The following is a 19,427-nucleotide window of genomic DNA, read 5'->3' as shown; positions in this document are numbered from 1 at the left end:
TAAACCTGTGGGAGCGAGCTTGCTCGCGATGAGGCCTGAGCGGGTAACGCAGATACTCAGGCTGCGGGCTCGACCATCCCGATAAAATTCGCCAGCTCCGCTGTCTGCGGCGCGGCGAACAACACCTTGGGATCGCCCACCTCATGCACCTTGCCCTGGTGCATGAACACCAGTTTGTCGCCGACTTCCCGGGCAAAACGCATTTCGTGGGTAACCATGATCAGCGTCATGCCTTCCTGGGCCAATTTGCGCACCACGCCGAGCACTTCATTGACCAGCTCCGGGTCCAGGGCCGAGGTGATTTCGTCGCACAGCAGCACTTTCGGCGACATCGCCAGCGCCCGGGCAATCGCCACCCGTTGCTGCTGGCCGCCGGACAAGCGCTCCGGGAACGCATCGAACTTCTCGCCGAGGCCGACCCGTTCGAGCATCTGTCGCGCCAGCTCGGCCGCCTTGGCCTTGGGCACTTTTTGAACAACTTGCGGCGCGAGCATCACGTTCTCGCCAACGGTCAGGTGCGGGAACAGATTGAACTGCTGGAACACCATCCCGACTTTCTGCCGCAGGCTGCGCAAGTCGGCACGGGCGGCATCGAGGTATTCGCCGTCGACTTCGATCACGCCGTCATTGATCGATTCCAGGCCGTTGAGGGTGCGCAGCAAGGTGGATTTGCCCGAGCCGCTGCGGCCGATGATCGCCACCACCTGGCCTTCCTCGACGCTCAGGTCGATGCCCTTGAGCACATGATGATCGCCGTAGTATTTATGCAAGGCGGTAATTCTAAGCAGAGGCATGCAGTCTCCTTTCCAGGTAGCGCGCACTGAGGGACAAGGGGTAGCAGAGCAGGAAATAACCGAGGGCGACCAGGCCATACACCATGAATGGCTCGAACGTGGCATTGGCGAGCATGCCGCCGGTCTTGGTCAGTTCGGTGAAGCCGATGATCGAGGTTACGGCCGTGCCCTTGACCACTTGCACCGAAAAGCCCACGGTCGGCGCCACGGCGATGCGCAGGGCCTGGGGCAGGATCACGTAGCGCAACTGCTCCAGGGGGTTGAGGGCCAGGCTCGCCGAGGCCTCCCACTGGCCGTGGGAAATCGAATCGACACAACCGCGCCAGATTTCGGCCAGGTAGGCGCTGGTAAACAGGGTCAAGGCGATCGCCGCCGCCATCCACGGGGAAATCTCCACCCCGGCCAGGGCCACGCCGAAGAACACCAGGAACAGTTGCATCAACAACGGCGTGCCTTGGAACAGCTCGATGTAGGTACGGGCGATGTTGCGGGTCAGGGCGTTCTTGGAAATGCGCAACACCATGATCAGCAAGCCGATCACGCCGCCGCCGATAAAGGCCACCAGCGACAGCGCCAGGGTCCATTGCAGGCCGGTGAGCAGGTTGCGCACCACGTCCCAGAAAGTGAAATCACTCATGGACGGCCCCCGGTGCTGCTCTTGTACAGGCAGCGGCGACCCACCCAGTTCAGGAATTGGCGGATCAACAGCGCCATGCACAAGTAGATGAGCGTGGTCAGCGCGTAGGTTTCGAACGCGCGGAAGTTGCGCGACTGAATGAAGTTGGCGGCAAAGCTCAACTCTTCGGTGGCGATTTGCGAACAGACCGCCGAGCCGAGCATCACGATGATGATCTGGCTGCTCAACGCCGGCCAGACCTTGCCCAGCGCCGGCAGTAGCACCACATGGCGAAAGGCCTCGAAGCGGCTCATCGCCAGGGCTGCGGCGGCTTCCAGTTGTCCTCGAGGGATGGCCTGGATGCCGGCGCGGATGATCTCGGTGGAGTAGGCGCCGAGGTTGATCACCATCGCCAGCACCGCCGCCTGCCATTCGGAAATCTGCAGGCCCAGGGACGGCAAGCCGAAGAAGATGAAAAACAGTTGCACCAGGAACGGCGTGTTGCGGATCAACTCCACGTACACGCCGAAGATCGCCGCGAACGGGCGAATGTTCCACGCCCGCACCACGGCCCCGACGATGCCCAGGCTGACCCCGAGCAACGTGCCGATGGCCGTCAGTTCCAGGGTGAACAGCGCACCGCGCAACAGCAGCTCGGTGTTTTGCACCACCGGTAGAAAATCGAACTGATAAGCCATGCTCAGCCTCTCAAGCGACGGTCAGAGGTCGGCCGGCAGCGGCTGCTTGAGCCAGGTCTGGGCGTTTTTCTCCAGGCTGCCATCGGTCTTGGCGGTAGCGAGGATCTGGTTGACCTTGTCCAGCAGCGCCGGCTCGTTCTTGTTCACGCCCACGTAAACCGGCGAATCCTTGAGTTTTACCTTCAGCGCCGGAACACGCTTGGGGTTGCGTTCGCTGATGGCGACCATCACCACGTTACCGCTGGCGATCAGGTCCACCTGGCCGGCCAGGTAGGCGGCGATGGTCGAGTTGTTGTCTTCGAAGCGCTTGATGGTGGTGCCTTCGGGGGCGACCTTGGTCAGCTCGATGTCTTCGATGGCGCCACGGGTGACGCTGATGGTCTTGCCCTTGAGGTCATCCAGGTTGTTGATGGCGGCATCAGGCGGGCCGAACACGGCCAGGTAGAACGGCGCATAGGCGCTGGAGAAATCGATGACCTTTTCCCGCTCCGGGTTCTTGCCCAGGCTGGAAATCACCAGGTCGACCTTGCCGGTGGTCAGAAAGGGGATGCGGTTGGTGCTGTTGACCGGCGTCAGCTCGAGCTTGACCTTGAGCTGGTCGGCCAGCAGTTTTGCGGTGTCGATGTCCAGGCCACGAGGTTTCATGTCCGGGCCTACCGAACCGAAGGGCGGGAAGTCCTGTGGCACGGCGACCTTGAGGGTGCCACGCTTGACCACGTCTTCCAGGCCGTCGGCGTGGGCGGGTAGCTGGCAGAGCATCAGGCTGGCAAACAGGGCTGTGAGCAGGGCGCTGCAACGCTGAATCATGGCGAATCTCCGCAATCGGTGATGTGATTTCTGCGTTGGGACAGAGCACAGGCCATGCCAAGGCGACTTTTCAGCGGCCCAAGCCGCGGTTTTGCTGGTGGGGAGCGGTCTTACTGGTCTGAACAGTCGTGGCGTTTTTCGCACCGTTATCGGGCGTCGGTATTTGTCGCCGAACCCCGCTGGGGCACGACTTGCCGGGCGCGGCGAATAGCTTTACAACTAGCCGCTCACTGGCCCGGTTCGTCTTGAAAATCATGAATTCCATCGCTCGCGCCGTTCCTGAAGTGGCCCTGCAAGCCATTCGCAAACTGATCATTGATGAGGGCTTCGGCCCGGGCGATGCGCTGCCGTCGCAACGGGACCTGGCGCTGCAATTGGGGGTGAGTCGGGCGTCGCTGCGCGAAGCGCTGTCATCCCTCAGTGCCCTGGGCATGATCAGCGTGCAGCCGGGCAAGGGGGTGTTCGTGCAGGCACCGGCAGAGGCCCCACGCAGCGAGTCGACGCCGGGCTGGCCGTTCGCGGCCCAGGCCTCGCCAGTGGATATCTTCCAATTGCGCTACGCCCTGGAGGGTTTCGCGGCGGGGTTGGCGGCGGTGACGCTCAGCGCCGATGAACTGGACATGCTGCAAGACAATGTCGAAGCCATGCGCCGGGAATTGAAGATCGGCGATTTCGACGCCGCCGCGCGGCTGGATTTCGAATTTCATCGGCGAATCCTGTTGGCCAGCGGCAACCAGGCGATGCTGAACATCCTCACTGCCAGCGCCGACATCTTCCTGGAAAGCCAGAAACTACCGTTCATCAGGGCGGAGCGTGCGATGGAAACCTGGCAGGAGCACCGCAAGATCCTTCGCGCCCTGGCCCGTCGGGCTACAGGCGCTGCGCAAAAAGCCATGCAGGAACATGTACGTAACGCTGCACTGCGTACCGGGATCTCCTTCGTCGCCCCCACGGCTTCGTGACGTCGGCCATACTCAAAGCCATCGACCGCCATAGCGAGACTCAATCAACTGCGGCTTCCTGAACCCGGGAAGGACCGCTATGATGGGCCACGTTTTTTTGCTGACAACCCCGGAGATTTCCATGAGCAGCGATCTGATCAAACACGTTAGCGACGCTAGCTTCGAGGCTGACGTACTCAAGGCCGAAGGCGCGGTACTGGTCGACTATTGGGCTGAGTGGTGCGGTCCCTGCAAAATGATTGCCCCGGTCCTGGACGAGATTGCCGAGACCTACAAAGGCAAGCTGACCGTTGCCAAGCTGAACATCGACGAAAACCAGGAAACTCCGGCCAAGCACGGCGTACGTGGTATCCCGACCCTGATGCTGTTCAAGAACGGCAACATCGAAGCCACCAAGGTGGGTGCGCTGTCGAAGTCGCAACTGGCTGCTTTCCTCGACGCCAACATCTAAGCGCCGAATGCCACTGGAAAAGCCCCGCAAATCGCGGGGCTTTTTCGTTATTCGGGGCTAGACGCTTGCAAAACCAGGTGGTACATTCGGCCCCGCACTGGTTTCTCCATTGCCCCCTGCAAGCCGTCGCCGACGCTCTCCTTTCGAATAAGTACGCGATCCTGTCGCCTTCTCTGCGGCGCGGCCTCATTAAGCCAAAAGCTTAATTTCCCCCCTCCATAAATGATTACGTCATTCCTATATGAATCTGACTGAACTCAAGCAAAAGCCGATTACCGAACTGCTCGAATTGGCCGAACAGATGGGCATAGAAAATATGGCCCGTTCGCGCAAGCAGGACGTGATTTTCTCCCTGCTCAAAAAGCACGCGAAAAGCGGCGAGGAAATCTCCGGTGATGGCGTGCTGGAGATTCTCCAGGACGGCTTCGGCTTTCTTCGCTCCGCAGACGCTTCCTATCTCGCCGGCCCAGACGATATCTACGTCTCGCCGAGCCAGATCCGTCGCTTCAACTTGCGCACCGGTGACACCATCGTTGGCAAGATCCGCCCTCCGAAGGAAGGCGAGCGTTACTTCGCGCTGCTCAAGGTCGACACGATCAACTTCGACCGTCCGGAAAACGCGAAGAACAAGATTCTCTTCGAGAACCTGACCCCGCTGTTCCCGACCGTGCGCATGAAGATGGAAGCCGGCAACGGTTCCACCGAAGACCTCACCGGTCGTGTCATCGACCTGTGCGCACCCATCGGCAAAGGCCAGCGTGGCCTGATCGTGGCGCCGCCGAAAGCGGGCAAGACGATCATGCTGCAGAACATCGCAGCCAACATCGCCCGTAACAACCCTGAAGTTCACCTGATCGTGCTGCTGATCGACGAACGTCCGGAAGAAGTGACCGAGATGCAGCGCACCGTGCGCGGCGAAGTGGTCGCCTCGACATTCGACGAGCCGCCAACCCGCCACGTGCAGGTTGCCGAAATGGTGATCGAGAAGGCCAAGCGCCTGGTCGAACACAAGAAAGACGTGGTGATCCTGCTGGACTCCATCACCCGTCTGGCCCGTGCCTACAACACCGTGATCCCAAGCTCCGGCAAGGTGCTGACCGGTGGTGTCGATGCCCACGCGCTGGAAAAACCGAAGCGTTTCTTCGGTGCCGCGCGCAACATCGAGGAAGGCGGTTCGCTGACCATCATCGCCACCGCGCTGGTTGAAACCGGTTCGAAGATGGACGAAGTGATCTACGAGGAATTCAAGGGCACCGGCAACATGGAGCTGCCCCTGGATCGCCGTATCGCCGAGAAGCGTGTGTTCCCGGCGATCAACATCAACCGTTCCGGCACGCGCCGCGAAGAGTTGCTGACGGCCGACGACGAGTTGCAGCGCATGTGGATCCTGCGCAAGCTGCTGCATCCGATGGATGAAGTCGCTGCCATCGAGTTCCTGATCGACAAGCTGAAGACGACCAAGACCAACGATGAGTTCTTCTTGTCGATGAAGCGCAAGTAACACGAAGCAACGCTTCAAAAAAGAGCGCCCGTTACAGGGCGCTCTTTTTTTTGCTGAATTTGTATCAAAACAGACAACTTTCGAAGAGCAGTAAGGTCCCTGCTGTTGGCATTGTGTATTTTTTAAACGACAAGGAGCGTTATGCACACATTTGGCAATCGCCGCGACATCGACGGCTTGAGGGCCTTGGCTGTTATTCCGGTGGTGCTATTTCACTTCGGTTTCAGCACGTTCAGCGGTGGTTTCGTTGGGGTCGACGTCTTCTTTGTCATTTCCGGGTTCCTGATCACCAGCATCCTGTTCCGTGAGATCAGCGCGCAGCGTTTCAGCTTCGTCGATTTCTGGGCTCGGCGTGCGCGACGCATCCTTCCGGCCTTGAGCCTGGTGCTGCTGGCAACGTTGGTCCTGGGTTGGTTACTGCTGACGGCCAAGGATTTTTCCGAACTTGGCCGGACGGTTCGTTACCAATCGCTGTTCATTTCAAACATCTTGTTCATGCGTGAAGACGGCTACTTCGAGCCAGCGTCGGATTTGAAGCCGTTGCTTCATACGTGGTCGCTGGCTGTTGAGGAGCAGTACTACATTTTCTTTCCGCTGCTGATGGTGTTGCTGATGCGCCATGTTCGTCATTGGCGCTGGATGCTGTTTGCCGTATTGCTGATTTCTTTCGGGCTGAACATCGCTTATATCGACCGTAAGCCTGACGTCGCTTTTTTTTCCTTGCCGACACGCGCCTGGGAGTTGTTGTGTGGTGCGATGCTCGCGGTATTGCCCTCCTCCAGACACCCTGTGAGGCCGTGGCTCTACCAGCTGGCGGGCGTGGCCGGGTTGGCGGCGGTACTGCTGGCTGTTTTCACCTTTGACAGAACCACGACGTTCCCGGGTTGGGCTGCTTTGCTGCCTGTTCTCGGTGCCACCGCGCTGATTTGGTCCGGCGCGCAGGGTTCGACCTGGGTCGCTCAACTGCTCGGTGCCAGGGGGCTCGTCTGGATAGGCTTGATTTCCTATTCCTTCTACCTGTGGCATTGGCCGGTCTACGTCTATGCCAATGCGATTTCCATCGACGGTATCGAACATCTGGAGGCCGTGGGCTGGATAGCGCTGGCGTTGAGTCTTGCCTGGCTGAGCTGGCGCTTCGTCGAGCTGCCGTTTCGTGAGAAACGCTTGCTGCCCGGACGTAAGCCGGTGCTGGTGGGAGGCTTGCTGGCCATGGTCGCCCTGGCGGTGACGGGGTCGGTGGTGCGTTCGGCGGATGGCTTTCCTCAACGCCTTACCGGCAAGGCGTTGGAGTATGCACAGGCACGGGATTGGAAGGCCGGGCAGATGAAATGCATGCTGGTGCCCTCAGACCAGGGTTTGGACAAGGCGTGTCTGGTTGGCGAGAGCAAAGAGGCCCCGGCGACTCAACTGTTCTGGGGCGACAGCCATGCCGCGGCGTTGTTGCCGGCGATTGAAGGCAATGCGACGCGAGAAGGGCGTCCGGTATGGCTTTACAGCATGAGCGGCTGTCCGCCTGTCCTGAGCGACGACCTGCGCCAGCGTTGCAAGGACTTCAACGCAAGGACCATGGAGCGGGTTCGCAGCCTGCAGATCAAGGATGTGGTGCTGGCCTCCAATTGGAGTCTTTACGTCTACGGTCGTGAGGGCGGCGACAACAAAGTACTGCTCAACCCCCATGACAATACGGCCGAGGCCGAGGCGCGCATGGCCGCGGCGCTCAAGGCCCGGGTGGCGATGTTAAGGGCGGCGGGCGTGCAGGTGTGGTTGTTCAAGGAAGTGCCGCTGCAGCGCAAGAGCACCATCAATCGATTGACGAGCCTGGCCCGGGTTGGGCGTTCGGCCGAAGGATTGGGACGCCCACTCCAGGAGCACTTGACCCGCCAGCGTTTTCTCAGTGCTTTGTTCGACTCTATGAGCGCCGCCGATCCAGGCATACATGTCATCGATCCGACCCCATTGATGTGCGCGGGGCAGGTCTGCAGCATCGAAGTCAACGGTTACTCACAGTACAAGGACGAGGATCATCTCTCCGATCTCGGTAGCGCCCGACTAAGCCCGCTGTTTACCCCGGTGCTGCTGGGTTCAACCGATAATTGATCGCCACCGTGCATGCGCGGGCTGCTGTTTGGGCGCTGGAGCAGGTAGGATGTACGCCTATTTTCGGGGTGGCATCTCAATGAAATTCAAGGATCTTCGGGATTTCGTGCAGCAGCTTGAGCAGCGCGGCGAATTGAAACGCATCCAGGTTCCTATTTCTCCAGTATTGGAGATGACGGAAGTCTGCGACCGCACGCTTCGGGCCAAAGGCCCGGCGCTGTTGTTCGAAAACCCGACGGGGTACGACATTCCGGTCTTGGGCAACCTGTTCGGCACGCCGGAGCGCGTGGCCATGGGCATGGGCGCCGAAGCCGTCAGCGAGCTGCGCGAAATCGGCAAGCTGTTGGCGTTCCTCAAGGCGCCCGAGCCGCCGAAAGGCCTGAAGGACGCTTGGTCCAAGCTGCCGATTTTCCGCAAGATCATTGCCATGGCGCCGAAAGTCGTCAAGGACGCGGTTTGCCAGGAAGTGGTGATCGAGGGCGACGATGTCGACCTGGCCATGCTCCCGGTGCAGACCTGCTGGCCGGGCGACGTGGGGCCACTGATCACCTGGGGCCTGACCGTCACCAAGGGCCCGAACAAGGACCGCCAGAACCTGGGCATCTACCGCCAGCAGGTGATTGGCCGCAACAAGGTCATCATGCGCTGGCTGAGCCATCGCGGCGGTGCGCTGGACTACCGTGAGTGGTGTGAAAAACATCCTGGCCAACCATTCCCGGTGGCAGTGGCCCTGGGTGCGGATCCGGCGACCATCCTCGGCGCCGTCACGCCTGTGCCCGACAGCCTTTCCGAATATGCGTTCGCCGGCCTGTTGCGGGGCAACCGTACCGAGCTGGTGAAATGCCGCGGCAACGACCTGCAAGTACCGGCCACCGCCGAGATCATCCTTGAAGGCGTGATCCATCCTGGCGAAATGGCCGATGAAGGCCCGTACGGCGACCACACCGGCTACTACAACGAAGTCGACAGCTTTCCGGTGTTCACCGTCGAGCGCATCACCCATCGGATCAAGCCGATTTACCACAGCACCTACACCGGCCGTCCACCCGATGAGCCAGCCATTCTCGGCGTGGCGCTGAATGAAGTGTTCGTGCCGATCCTGCAGAAGCAGTTTCCGGAAATCACCGACTTCTACCTGCCGCCGGAAGGCTGCTCGTATCGGATGGCCGTGGTGACCATGAAGAAGTCGTATCCGGGGCACGCCAAGCGGGTCATGCTTGGGGTCTGGTCGTTTTTGCGACAGTTCATGTACACCAAGTTCGTTATCGTCACCGACGACGATATCAACGCACGGGACTGGAACGACGTGATCTGGGCCATCACCACGCGCATGGACCCCAAGCGCGATACGGTGATGATCGAGAATACGCCGATCGACTACCTCGACTTCGCCTCGCCGGTGTCTGGCCTGGGGTCGAAGATGGGGCTCGATGCCACGCATAAATGGCCCGGTGAAACCACTCGTGAGTGGGGCCGGGTTATCGTCAAGGATGAAGCCGTTACCCAACGGATCGATGCCATCTGGAATCAGTTAGGAATAGATTGATGCGTGTAACCTTGCAGCCTTCCGGGGCGGTGCTGGAGATCCGGCCCGCCGAGCGGATTCTCGATGGCGCGCGGCGCCTGGGCTATGAATGCCCGCAAAGCTGCCGCAACGGCAACTGCCATGTCTGTGGTGCGTTGTTGGTGGAGGGCCGCGTGGAGCAGGCAGGCGAGGTGCGCGATCACGGTGAGATTTTCACCTGCATCGCCGAGCCGCTGGAGGACTGCGTGGTGTTATGGGATGGCGTGCTGTCGCCGGGTGAGCTACCGGTACGCAACCTGGCGTGCCAGGTGGTCGAGTGCGCTGACGTGGGGGGCGATGTCTGGCGAGTACGCCTGCGTGCGCCGGCCGGCAAGCCGCCACGCTATCACGCCGGGCAGTACCTGATGATCGAACGGGAAAACGGCGAAAAATCGGCCTTCTCCCTGGCCTCGGCACCGCATTCGGGGCGCGAGCTGCAATTGCACGTATTGGTGCGCGAAAGCAGTGCACAAACCCTGCTGGAGCAACTGCGGCGCAACCCCAGCGTGCGTATCGAGATGCCTTTTGGCGATACGCATTTGTCCGAACTGCCCGATGGCCCGTTGGTGCTGATCGCCGCCGGAACCGGCATGGCGCAGATGCACAGCCTGATCGAGCATTGCCGGGCAGCGGGTTTCAAGCACCCGGTGCATCTGTATTGGGGCGTGCGGCGGCCGGAAGATTTCTATGAAATCGAGCATTGGGATGAATGGAAGAAACTGCCGAACCTGTTTCTGCATAAAGTTGTCAGCGACTTGTGCGGCTGGGAAGGGCGCTGCGGCATGCTCCACGAAGCCGTGTGCGAGGACATCAGCGATCTCTGCGGCGTGCACGTCTACGCCAGCGGTTCGCCGGCCATGATCTACGCCACCCTCGATGCGCTGGTGGAAGCCGGGATGGACGCCCACCAGATGCGCGCCGATGTGTTTGCATATGCGCCGCGGGCTTGAGCCACTCTTGAAACCTGATTGAGGTCTGCTTTGTGGCGAGGGAATTTCCGCTTTGTGGGTGCAAAGCTTGCTCGCGAAACAGGCACCTCGATCTTTGAAAGACCGCATCGCTTTCATCGCGGGCAAGCCTTGCTCCCACAGGGTTATAAGTCTGACGATATATCGATTCGATATTTAGCGCGCGCACTGGATGTCGTTAAGGTATATGCCAACATCATCGGCAGGAGTGGCATTCAACTTGCCTTGATCTCTATATGCGCCAGCATCATGACGGCGCGCGACCTAACTCTTTGACCCGCGAGGAGCCAAACGCTACCGGCCATGACCGCTATCGAATCCGCCATTACCTGTGCCTTGTACCCGCCACGACTCGACCTGGGGCCACAACTGACCCGTGAGCAATTGCTCGCCTCGATGCAATCGACCATGAGCCTTCACCAGGGCGGTCCGGTCTGGCTATTCGCATACGGCTCACTGATCTGGCGGCCCGAATGCACGGCGGTGGAGCGGATGCGCGGCCGGGTCCATGGTTATCATCGTGGTTTGTACTTGTGGTCCCATGAACATCGCGGTACGCCGGAGTTGCCGGGGTTGGTGTTCGGGCTGGATCGCGGCGGTTCGTGCAGCGGTTTCGCCTACCGGTTGCCGCAGGAGAATCTCGAGGATTCGCTGTTGGCCCTCTGGCAGCGCGAGATGCCGGTCCCGTCCTATCGCCCGCATTGGCTCAGTTGCCGTCTCGAGGATGGCAGCCGGGTGCAAGCCTTGGGGTTTGTCCTGGAGCGACACCTGCCCAGCTATGCCGGCAACCTGCCGGACCATGTGCTGAGCCAGGTGTTCGAAAGCGCCTGCGGGCGTTATGGCACTACTCGCGACTACGTCGAGCAGACCATCCACGCCCTGCGCAGCCACGCCATGCCAGACCGGAATCTGGAGGCGCGGCTCAAGCGCTGCAGATCAGCGCTGGATCAGGCGACCGCTTCGCGGCTCTGACTGGCGGTTTGCTTGTGCCACAGGGTTGGCGCGAGGAAGACCATCGCCAGCAGGCAAGCACCGACCAACAGCACAAAACCACCGTTCCAGCCGAAATGGTCCACGGTGTAGCCCATGGCGGCACTGGCCGCGACTGAACCACCCAGGTAACCAAACAAGCCAGTGAAGCCGGCGGCGGTACCGGCGGCTTTCTTCGGCGCCAGTTCCAGTGCCTGCAAACCGATCAACATCACCGGGCCATAGATCAGGAAACCGATGGAAACCAGGGCGATCATGTCGACGGTCGGGTTGCCGGCCGGGTTCAGCCAGTACACCAGCGTTGCCACGGTCACCAGGGCCATGAACACCATGCCGGTCAGGCCGCGGTTGCCGCGAAAGATCTTGTCCGACATCCAGCCGCACAGCAGCGTGCCGGGAATGCCCGCCCACTCGTAGAAGAAATACGCCCAGGAGCTCTTATCTACCGTGAAGCCCTTGGCTTCCTTGAGGTAGGTCGGCGCCCAGTCCAGCACGCCGTAGCGCAGCAGATAGACAAACACGTTGGCCATGGCGATGTACCAGAGCATTTTGTTGCGCAGCACGTATTTGACGAAGATTTCCTTGGCACTGAATTCGTTCTCGTGACTGGCGTCGTAGCCTTCCGGGTAGTCGTTCTTGTATTTCTCGATCGGCGGCAGGCCCACCGATTGTGGGGTATCGCGCATGGTCACGAAGGCGAACACTGCAACGGCAAGCGCTACAGCGGCGGGCACATAGAATGCCGCGTGCCAGTCATTGAACCAGCCCATCCCCAGCAGGAACAACGGGCCGATCAGGCCGCCGCCGACGTTGTGCGCCACGTTCCACACCGATACCACGCCGCCGCGTTCTTTCTGCGACCACCAATGCACCATGGTCCGTCCGCTGGGCGGCCAACCCATGCCCTGGGCCCAGCCGTTGATGAACAGCAGGATGAACATCATGGTCACGCTGGAGGTTGCCCAAGGCGCGAAACCGAACACGAACATCACCCCCGCCGAGACCAGCAAGCCGAAAGGCAGGAAATAGCGTGGGTTGGAACGGTCGGACACCAGCCCCATCAGAAATTTCGACAGCCCATAGGCGATGGCGATGGCCGACATGGCCAGGCCCAACTGGCCACGGGTGTAACCCTCGTCGATCAGGTAGGGCATGGCCAGGGAGAAGTTCTTGCGCAGCAGGTAATAGCCGGCGTAGCCAATGAAGATCCCGGCGAAGATCTGCCAGCGAAGGCGTCGGTAGGTGCTGTCTATTTTTTCTTCAGGCAGGGATGCCTGATGGGCGGCAGGACGAAAGAAAGCAAACATTCAAGGGCTCCAGGTTCTTGTTATGACTGCGGATGCGAATGTTACAGTTTCGTTACCGAAAATAGCATTGGTTCCTATCGCTTAAACAGAGAAATTTCTCTGATTAGATGTTCTTAAACGAACATTTCGTTCAGATAAAGCTCAAGACGTTGTAGGAGGTGTCGGCCCAGACTTTGAGCGCGACCCCGTATTACGCAGCCCTGGCGCATTCAACGCACCTGCACAACCACCTTCCCCACCGCCTTGCGCTGCCCCAGGTCGTTGATCGCCTGGGCGGCATTGCTCAGTGGGTACACCTGCGACACCAGGGGCTTGAGCTTGCCTTCGGCGAACCAGCCAAACAATTGCTGGAAGTTGGCGGCGTTGTCTTGTGGCTGGCGCTGGGCGAAGGAGCCCCAGAACACGCCCACCACGGCGGCGCCCTTGAGCAGGGCCAGGTTTACCGGCAGTTCGGGGATGCGTCCGCTGGCAAAGCCCACGACCAGCAGCCGGCCGTTCCAGGCGATGGCGCGGATGGCCTGGTCGAACAGGTCGCCGCCCACCGGATCGTAGATCACATCGGCACCCTGGCCGTCGGTGAGGCGCTTGATTTCATCCTTCAGGCTGGTTTCGTTGTAGTTGATCAGTTCGTCGGCGCCGGCCGCCTTGGCCACGGCGAGTTTTTCCGCGCTGCTGGCGGCGGCGATTACCCGGGCGCCCAAGGCCTTGCCGATTTCCACGGCCGCCAGGCCAACGCCCCCGGAGGCGCCGAGCACCAGCAGGGTTTCACCGGGTTGCAGGTTGGCACGTTGCTTGAGGGCGTGCATCGAGGTGCCGTACGTCATGCTGAAGGCGGCGGCGGTGTTGAAGTCCATGGACGCAGGGATTGGCAACACGTTGTAGCCAGGTACCGCCACCTGTTCGGCAAAGCTGCCCCAGCCGGTCAGCGCCATCACCCGGTCGCCGACCTTCAAGTGGCTGACGTTCTCTCCCACCGCGCTGACCACGCCAGCGGCTTCGCCGCCGGGGGAGAACGGGAAGGGTGGCTTGAATTGGTATTTGCCCTCGATGATCAGCGTGTCAGGGAAGTTCACCCCAGCGGCATGCACGTCCAACAGCACTTCGTTCTTCTTGGCGACGGGGCTGGCGACGTCTTCCAGCACCAGCGATTCGGCGGGGCCGAATTCTTTGCACAGCACGGCTTTCATCAGGGCTATTCCTTTGGGAGTGATGGCCGATAAGTGTAGGTGTGAGAGACAACGGGTCAACGAGCATGCCCCGCCCTGATAGCCGGCCATAAGCTTGTGCTTGAACGGCGGGGCGGTATGCTGGGCCGCAAACCGGATGAGGAATCAATTGTGAAAGCGTGGATCATGTTGATGCTGGCCCTGTCGTTGCCTGTGGCAGCGATGGCCGAAGAGGGCAAGGAAGCGAAGGAAGGCGAGGCGCCGAAGGTCAGCTACATCACCCTCAGCCCGCCCTTTGTCGGCAACTATGGGCTCGACGGTACGGCGAAACTGAGGGTCTACAAGGCCGATGTGGCCCTGCGCGTGACCGGTGACGCCGCCGCTGCGGCGGTCAAGGCCAATGAGCCGTTGATTCGCAACCAGTTGGTGGCGCTGTTCGCCCAGCAGACCACCGAGGCCATGAATAACCTTGAAGCCAAGGAAAAGCTGCGCCAGGAAGCGTTGAAGCAGACCCAGCAGGTGATGAACGACGAAACCGGCAAGCCGATGGTCGATGACCTGTTGTTCAACAACCTGATCATTCAGTAAACCCGCTCGATCGCAGCCTTTGGCAGTGCCCGGATCTCCTGGCGCTGCCCAAGGCTGCTTTTTTTCGTCAAGACGCCAGGCTTTTGCGAAACCGGGCCAGGGCGATTGCAAAGAACAATAGCCCAATGGCCGTCAGCGCCAGCAGGTCCGGCCAGATCACGCCAGGGCCGGCATCCCGGAACAGGATCGCCGCGCTGAGGCTGACGAAATGCGTCGAGGGCGAGCCTTGCATCACCCATTGCAACCATTGCGGCATGCTGTCCAGCGGTGTACTGCCGCCCGACAACAGCAGCATCGGGATGATGACCGGGATCGCCAGCAAACCGAATTGCGGCGTCGAACGGGCGAGGGTGGCGAGGAAGATGCCCAGTGAGGTGCTGGCGAACAGGTAGAGTGCGGTCACCAGTAGAAAGAGCACCATGGAGCCGGCGAGTGGAACGCCCAGTGCGAACTTGACGATGATTTCCAGCGACGCCCAAGTGCACAGCACCACGACCAACAGGTTGCTCCAGATTTTCGCCAGCATGATCTCTAATGCCGTCAGCGGCAGCACCAGCAAGTGGTCGAGGGTGCCGTGCTCGCGCTCGCGCAACAGCGCGGTACCCGTCAGGATGATGGCCAGGATCGTGATGTTGTTGACGATCTGGATCACCGCCAGGAACCAGCCACCTTCCAGATTGGTATTGAACAGCGAACGCGTGGTCAGCCTCACGGGGGGAGCTTCGCTCGTTTGTGCCAGACCGGCGTAGGTCGTCAGTTCCTGTTGGAAAATCCGTCCGATGTAGCCAGCGCCCATGAACGCCTGGCTCATGGCCGTGGCGTCGACGTTGAGTTGCAGCGTCGGTTCGCGTCCTGCGAGCAGGTCGGCCTGGAAGTTGGCGGGCACGTTAATGACAAAGGTGTAGCGGCCACTGTCCATGACCTTGTCCAGTTCGGCGTAGGGCAAGGCTACCGGGTTCTGGAACTGCGGCGGTTGCAGGACCTGGGCCAATTGGCGCGAAAGATGGCTCTGGTCTTCGTCCACGATTGCGACACTGGCGTTGTGGACGCCGATCACCGAACCGGCGGCCGGCATGTAGATCGCCACCGTGAAGGCGTAGCCCAAAAACAGCAGCAGCACGGAGTCGTACCTCAGGCTTGTCAGTTCCTTGAGCCCCAGACGCCAGATATGTGAGAGCGTGTGCATCAGGCCTCCTGCTTTTTCAGCATGATCAGGCTGAGCCCGGTGAAACCCAGGAAGAACCCGGACAATGCCAGGCATTGCGGCCATAGCTGGCGCAGATCCAGGGCCTTGGTGAAGGTGCCGACGGCGATATCCAGGAAGTGCCCGGCGGGGAACAACTGCCCCATCACCGAGGCTGCGCCCTCCAGGGACGAACGCGGCACGATCAACCCTGAAAACTGGATGGTCGGCAGGCTGGTGATGATCATGGTGCCGAGGATCGCCGCGATCTGGGTGCGGGTGAATGCCGAAATCAGCAGCCCCATGCTGGTGGTCGCCAGTACATAGAGCAAGCCGCCTAACGCCAGCGTCAGGCCGCTGCCCTTGAACGGCACACCGAACAGCCAGCGGTTCATCGCGGTCAGCAGGGCCAGGTTGATCAGGCTGATCGCCAGGTAGGGCGCTTGTTTGCCCAGCAGGAATTCCAGGCGGGTCAGTGGCGTGGCGTAGAAATTGGTGATCGATCCCAGCTCCTTCTCTCGCACGATGCCCAGCGCCGTCAACATGGCCGGAATGAACGCCAGGATCAGCGCCATGACGCCAGGGCCGATGGCGTTGACGCTGACCACGTCCTGGTTATAACGAAAGCGCGTTTCCAGCTTCGCACTGGGTTGTCGGGTGGGCTTGTGGCTGCTGGATTCAGCCAGTTGTTCAAGGTTGGCCTGGTGCACCGCCTGGACGTAGTTGCGACTGGTTTCGGCCCGAAACGGTATGCCGCCGTCCAGCCAGGCGCCCACCGTCGGTTGGCGGCCGGCGTAGAGATCGCGACCGAAACCGGGGGGATTTCCAAGGCCAGCTTGATCTCCGAGCGCTGCAAGCGTCGATGTAGCGTCTTTGCATCGCGAATGATCGGTTGTTCTTCGAAGTAGCGCGAACTGCGAAACGCTTCCAGGTAGGCACGGCTTTGTGGGCTCTGATCCTGGTCATACACGGCGAAGGCCAGTTTCTCCACATCGAGGGAAATACCGAAGCCGAAGACCACCATCATGAACAATGCCCCCAACAGGGCGAAGGCCATCCGCACTTTGTCGCGCAGCAACTCCTTACCCTCCCGGCTGGCAACGGCCCACAGGCGTCCCAGACTCAGGCCTCGACGGTCCCGGGGAGCGCCAGCGTCGGCGCTGTCGAGGGTCACGGGGGGGCGGTGTCTTGCTGCGTTTGGCCCTGGGCTTTTTCCAGGCAGGTGACGAATGCGGCTTCCAGCGTCTGACCGTTGAACTGCGCCTGCAAGGCCGCCGGCGTGTCGCAGGCCAGGACCTTGCCGGCGTGCATCAGCGAAATGCGATCGCAGCGCTGGGCCTCGTTCATGAAGTGCGTGGAAAGGAAAATGGTCACGCCTTGCCCACGAGACAACTCGATCAACAGTCGCCAGAAATCATCCCGCGCGGCCGGATCGACACCTGAGGTCGGCTCATCGAGGATCAGTACTTCCGGGCGATGCAACACCGCCACCGCCAGGGACAGACGCTGGCGCAGGCCCAGTGGTAGCGCGCCGCAAGGTTGATCCGCCAGCGCCTGCAGATTGAAGCGTTGGATCAGTTCGTCGATGCGCTGATGGCTGTCCGCAGTGGGCAGGTCGAATAGCTTGGCATGCAGTGCCAGGTTCTGGCGCACGCTCAGTTCGCCGTAGAGCGAAAAGCTCTGGGACATGAAACCCACCCGCTTGCGGGTGGCGAGGTCCTTGGCGTTGACCGGGTTGCCCAACAGCCGGGCACTGCCTTCGCTGGCGGGGATCAGCCCGGTAAGCACCTTCATGGTGGTGGTCTTGCCGCAACCGTTGGAACCCAGGAAACCAAAGATTTCACCGCGACCAATCGCGAAGCTGACGTTGTCGACAGCAGTGAAATCACCGAAGCGCAAGGTGAGGTCGTGGGCTTGGATGGCAATATCGGTGGTGTTGGCGCTCCTGGGGGGAATCACCAGCGGTTCGGCGTCGTGGCCGCTGCCGCCCTGGAAATGGGTGAAGGCCGAGTCGAGCTTGCCATCCGGGGTGATCTTGGCCAGCTCTGCACTCAAGCCCTTGGCGATCAGACGACCGTTGTCGAGCATCAGGCAATGCTCGAATTGTTCGGCCTCTTCCATGTACGCGGTGGCGACCAGCAGGGTCAGCTGCGGGCGCTGTCGACGCACGTCTTCTATCAGTTCCCAGAAGCGACGCCGGGACAGCGGGTCCACGCCGGTGGTGGGTTCGTCGAGAATCAGCAGGTCCGGTTCATGGATCAGTGCACAACACAGGCCGAGCTTCTGTTTCATGCCGCCGGACAGTTTGCCCGCCGGGCGATCGGCAAAACGCTGCAGATCGGTGGCCAGCAGCAAAGTGCCCATGCGTTGTTCGCATTCTGCTCGCGATAGCCCGAACAGCGTGCCGAAAAAGCGAATGTTCTCGCGTATCGACAGGTCCGGATAAAGATTGCCCCCCAACCCTTGGGGCATGAAGGCAATGCGACGGTAGAGGCTCTTGCGATGGCGTCGATCGTCGATCGAGGCGCCGAGCACGTCCAGTTGGCCGTGCTGGAGCTTCTTCACCCCGGCAATCAGCCCCAGCAGGCTCGATTTACCGGCGCCGTCCGGGCCGATCAGGCCGCAGCGAGTACCGGCGGGCAGGCTGAAGGCGATGTCGCTCAGCACCACATGCTGGCCGTAGCGGTGTTCGAGACCCGAGGCGTGCAATGTCTCGCCGGTGGGGGCGCTCATTGCAAGTTGGCCGGCCAGTCGATGGGGGCCGTGCGCACATAGCCGGCGCCAGGCATGCCGGGTTTGGCCTGGGGCACTTCGCCGGGTTGGATCAGGCGTACTTTGACGCGGAACACCAGTTTCTGGCGCTCATCACGGGTCTCGACTTCTTTCGGGGTGAACTGGGACTTGGCCGCGACGAAGCTGACCTTGGCCGGCAGCGGCCGCTCGGGCAGGGCGTCGAGCAACAGTCGTGCCTCATCGCCCACCGCCAGTTTTCCGGCCACAGAGGCCGGCAGGTAGAGATTCATGTATTGGTCGTTCGGGTCGATCATCAGCAACACCCGGCCGCCGGCGCCCAGTACTTCACCGGGTTCGGCCAGGCGCAACTGGATCACGCCGTCGAGCGGCGCCCGCAACGTGCTGTCATCTATTTCACTGGTGAGCTGGGCAACTTGGGCCAGGGTTGCGCCGATGGCCGCATTCGCTGCCGATACCTGGGCCCGGGCGGCGTTGACCGCGGCGTTGGCGGTGTCGACGCGGGCTTGTTGCTGGTCGATGACCTGGCCGCTGGCGTAACCGCGCTTGAACAGTTCCTGGGTCCGCTTGAGTTCCTGATGGGCGAGCAATTGTTCGCTCTGGCGCAACTGCACGTTGGCTTCGGTGGCGGCGAGGTTCTGCCGGGCCCGCACGACTTCGGCCTCGGCCTGGTTGCGCTGGGCCTCCAGGGTGCGGGTGTCCATGCGCGCCAGCACTTGGCCCTTGATGACGTTGTCGCCCTCCTCGACATGAACTTCGGCCAGGCGCCCGGGTGTCTTGCTGGCGATCTGGACCTCGGTGGCCTCAAGGCGGCCGTTGCCCATGCTCAAGCCTTCGGGCAGGCGATCGTGGCGCGATTTCCAATAGCCAAAACCGCCGGCGGCCAGCAGCACCGTCATCAAGGCGAGGGCAAAAAAGCGAGAGGTACGATGGTTTGTCGACATGTCCGGCATCCTGCGGCTATAACACCAGAGTCTGCAGGAT

16 protein-coding genes and 1 pseudogene are annotated in these 19,427 nt (G+C 61.0%); 8 read left to right on the top strand and 9 right to left on the bottom strand.

Annotated elements, in window-relative coordinates; genetic code table 11:
- Positions 1 to 56: 56 nt before the first annotated feature.
- Genes KI237_RS29175 through KI237_RS29160 form a run of 4 tightly spaced genes read right to left on the bottom strand, consistent with a single transcriptional unit; the run spans position 57 to position 2,915 of the window.
- Complete coding sequence (locus KI237_RS29175; protein WP_212798089.1) at positions 57 to 794, bottom strand: amino acid ABC transporter ATP-binding protein; 738 nt, start codon at positions 792 to 794, stop codon at positions 57 to 59.
- Positions 781 to 1,431, bottom strand: a complete 651-nt coding sequence (locus KI237_RS29170) for an amino acid ABC transporter permease (RefSeq protein ID WP_212798088.1) — start codon at positions 1,429 to 1,431, stop codon at positions 781 to 783. Before KI237_RS29170 ends, KI237_RS29175 begins: the two co-directional genes overlap by 14 nt.
- Positions 1,428 to 2,108, bottom strand: a complete 681-nt coding sequence (locus KI237_RS29165; protein ID WP_212798087.1) for an amino acid ABC transporter permease — start codon at positions 2,106 to 2,108, stop codon at positions 1,428 to 1,430. The genes KI237_RS29170 and KI237_RS29165 overlap by 4 nt, the downstream gene beginning before the upstream one ends.
- Before the next feature lie 21 nt (positions 2,109 to 2,129).
- On the bottom strand, positions 2,130 to 2,915 hold the full coding sequence (locus KI237_RS29160) for a transporter substrate-binding domain-containing protein (protein WP_212798086.1): 786 nt from the start codon (positions 2,913 to 2,915) through the stop codon (positions 2,130 to 2,132).
- Positions 2,916 to 3,169: 254 nt separating this feature from the next.
- On the opposite strand from KI237_RS29160, the gene KI237_RS29155 reads away from it, so the two are divergent.
- From KI237_RS29155 to KI237_RS29125, 7 genes are all read left to right on the top strand, one after another.
- Positions 3,170 to 3,877 (top strand): FadR/GntR family transcriptional regulator, encoded by a 708-nt coding sequence (locus KI237_RS29155; protein WP_212798085.1) that lies wholly within the window; start codon positions 3,170 to 3,172, stop codon positions 3,875 to 3,877.
- A 121-nt stretch (positions 3,878 to 3,998) separates the two neighbouring features.
- Entirely contained in the window at positions 3,999 to 4,328 is a 330-nt protein-coding gene (gene trxA / locus KI237_RS29150) for a thioredoxin TrxA (protein ID WP_212798084.1), read from the top strand.
- 241 nt (positions 4,329 to 4,569) lie between these two features.
- Entirely contained in the window at positions 4,570 to 5,829 is a 1,260-nt protein-coding gene (gene rho / locus KI237_RS29145; RefSeq protein WP_017845130.1) for a transcription termination factor Rho, read from the top strand.
- Positions 5,830 to 5,970: 141 nt separating this feature from the next.
- Positions 5,971 to 7,926, top strand: coding sequence for an acyltransferase family protein (locus KI237_RS29140; RefSeq protein ID WP_212798083.1), 1,956 nt, complete (start codon positions 5,971 to 5,973; stop codon positions 7,924 to 7,926).
- A 79-nt stretch (positions 7,927 to 8,005) separates the two neighbouring features.
- Complete coding sequence (ubiD, locus tag KI237_RS29135; RefSeq protein ID WP_212798082.1) at positions 8,006 to 9,472, top strand: 4-hydroxy-3-polyprenylbenzoate decarboxylase; 1,467 nt, start codon at positions 8,006 to 8,008, stop codon at positions 9,470 to 9,472.
- On the top strand, positions 9,472 to 10,440 hold the full coding sequence (locus KI237_RS29130) for a CDP-6-deoxy-delta-3,4-glucoseen reductase (protein WP_212798081.1): 969 nt from the start codon (positions 9,472 to 9,474) through the stop codon (positions 10,438 to 10,440). The genes ubiD and KI237_RS29130 overlap by 1 nt, the downstream gene beginning before the upstream one ends.
- Positions 10,441 to 10,761: 321 nt before the next feature.
- Complete coding sequence (locus KI237_RS29125) at positions 10,762 to 11,430, top strand: gamma-glutamylcyclotransferase (protein ID WP_212798080.1); 669 nt, start codon at positions 10,762 to 10,764, stop codon at positions 11,428 to 11,430.
- Here the strand turns inward: KI237_RS29125 and glpT are convergent.
- Positions 11,406 to 12,755 (bottom strand): glycerol-3-phosphate transporter, encoded by a 1,350-nt coding sequence (gene glpT / locus KI237_RS29120; RefSeq protein ID WP_212798079.1) that lies wholly within the window; start codon positions 12,753 to 12,755, stop codon positions 11,406 to 11,408. The two genes, KI237_RS29125 and glpT, sit on opposite strands and share 25 nt — an antisense overlap.
- Before the next feature lie 209 nt (positions 12,756 to 12,964).
- On the bottom strand, positions 12,965 to 13,942 hold the full coding sequence (locus KI237_RS29115) for an NADPH:quinone oxidoreductase family protein (RefSeq protein ID WP_212798078.1): 978 nt from the start codon (positions 13,940 to 13,942) through the stop codon (positions 12,965 to 12,967).
- 150 nt (positions 13,943 to 14,092) lie between these two features.
- Between KI237_RS29115 and KI237_RS29110 the strand changes: the two genes are divergently transcribed.
- Positions 14,093 to 14,509: a flagellar basal body-associated protein FliL gene (locus tag KI237_RS29110; protein WP_079303453.1), complete on the top strand. Its 417-nt coding sequence runs from the start codon at positions 14,093 to 14,095 to the stop codon at positions 14,507 to 14,509.
- 67 nt (positions 14,510 to 14,576) lie between these two features.
- Here KI237_RS29110 and KI237_RS29105 read toward each other — a convergent pair whose 3' ends face one another.
- The 3 genes and pseudogenes from KI237_RS29105 to KI237_RS29095 form a co-directional block, all read right to left on the bottom strand.
- Complete coding sequence (locus KI237_RS29105; protein ID WP_212798077.1) at positions 14,577 to 15,695, bottom strand: ABC transporter permease; 1,119 nt, start codon at positions 15,693 to 15,695, stop codon at positions 14,577 to 14,579.
- Positions 15,695 to 18,425: pseudogene (rbbA, locus tag KI237_RS29100) on the bottom strand (ribosome-associated ATPase/putative transporter RbbA). The gene KI237_RS29105 and the pseudogene rbbA overlap by 1 nt, the downstream one beginning before the upstream one ends.
- Entirely contained in the window at positions 18,422 to 19,387 is a 966-nt protein-coding gene (locus KI237_RS29095) for an HlyD family secretion protein (protein ID WP_212798076.1), read from the bottom strand. The pseudogene rbbA and the gene KI237_RS29095 overlap by 4 nt, the downstream one beginning before the upstream one ends.
- Between the last annotated feature and the right edge of the window lie 40 nt (positions 19,388 to 19,427).

The sequence above is a fragment of the Pseudomonas sp. St316 genome (assembly GCF_018325905.1).
Lineage (GTDB): Bacteria > Pseudomonadota > Gammaproteobacteria > Pseudomonadales > Pseudomonadaceae > Aquipseudomonas.
The sequence above is the reverse complement of the archived record's forward strand: the minus strand, read 5'-3'. Positions and strand labels throughout refer to the sequence as shown.

Coding starts and splice junctions, on each gene's coding strand:
- KI237_RS29175 (WP_212798089.1), bottom strand. CDS start 794: ATGCCTCTGCTTAGAATTACCGCCTTGCATAAATACTACGGCGATCAT.
- KI237_RS29170 (WP_212798088.1), bottom strand. CDS start 1,431: ATGAGTGATTTCACTTTCTGGGACGTGGTGCGCAACCTGCTCACCGGC.
- KI237_RS29165 (WP_212798087.1), bottom strand. CDS start 2,108: ATGGCTTATCAGTTCGATTTTCTACCGGTGGTGCAAAACACCGAGCTG.
- KI237_RS29160 (WP_212798086.1), bottom strand. CDS start 2,915: ATGATTCAGCGTTGCAGCGCCCTGCTCACAGCCCTGTTTGCCAGCCTG.
- KI237_RS29155 (WP_212798085.1), top strand. CDS start 3,170: ATGAATTCCATCGCTCGCGCCGTTCCTGAAGTGGCCCTGCAAGCCATT.
- trxA (WP_212798084.1), top strand. CDS start 3,999: ATGAGCAGCGATCTGATCAAACACGTTAGCGACGCTAGCTTCGAGGCT.
- rho (WP_017845130.1), top strand. CDS start 4,570: ATGAATCTGACTGAACTCAAGCAAAAGCCGATTACCGAACTGCTCGAA.
- KI237_RS29140 (WP_212798083.1), top strand. CDS start 5,971: ATGCACACATTTGGCAATCGCCGCGACATCGACGGCTTGAGGGCCTTG.
- ubiD (WP_212798082.1), top strand. CDS start 8,006: ATGAAATTCAAGGATCTTCGGGATTTCGTGCAGCAGCTTGAGCAGCGC.
- KI237_RS29130 (WP_212798081.1), top strand. CDS start 9,472: ATGCGTGTAACCTTGCAGCCTTCCGGGGCGGTGCTGGAGATCCGGCCC.
- KI237_RS29125 (WP_212798080.1), top strand. CDS start 10,762: ATGACCGCTATCGAATCCGCCATTACCTGTGCCTTGTACCCGCCACGA.
- glpT (WP_212798079.1), bottom strand. CDS start 12,755: ATGTTTGCTTTCTTTCGTCCTGCCGCCCATCAGGCATCCCTGCCTGAA.
- KI237_RS29115 (WP_212798078.1), bottom strand. CDS start 13,942: ATGAAAGCCGTGCTGTGCAAAGAATTCGGCCCCGCCGAATCGCTGGTG.
- KI237_RS29105 (WP_212798077.1), bottom strand. CDS start 15,695: ATGCACACGCTCTCACATATCTGGCGTCTGGGGCTCAAGGAACTGACA.
- KI237_RS29095 (WP_212798076.1), bottom strand. CDS start 19,387: ATGTCGACAAACCATCGTACCTCTCGCTTTTTTGCCCTCGCCTTGATG.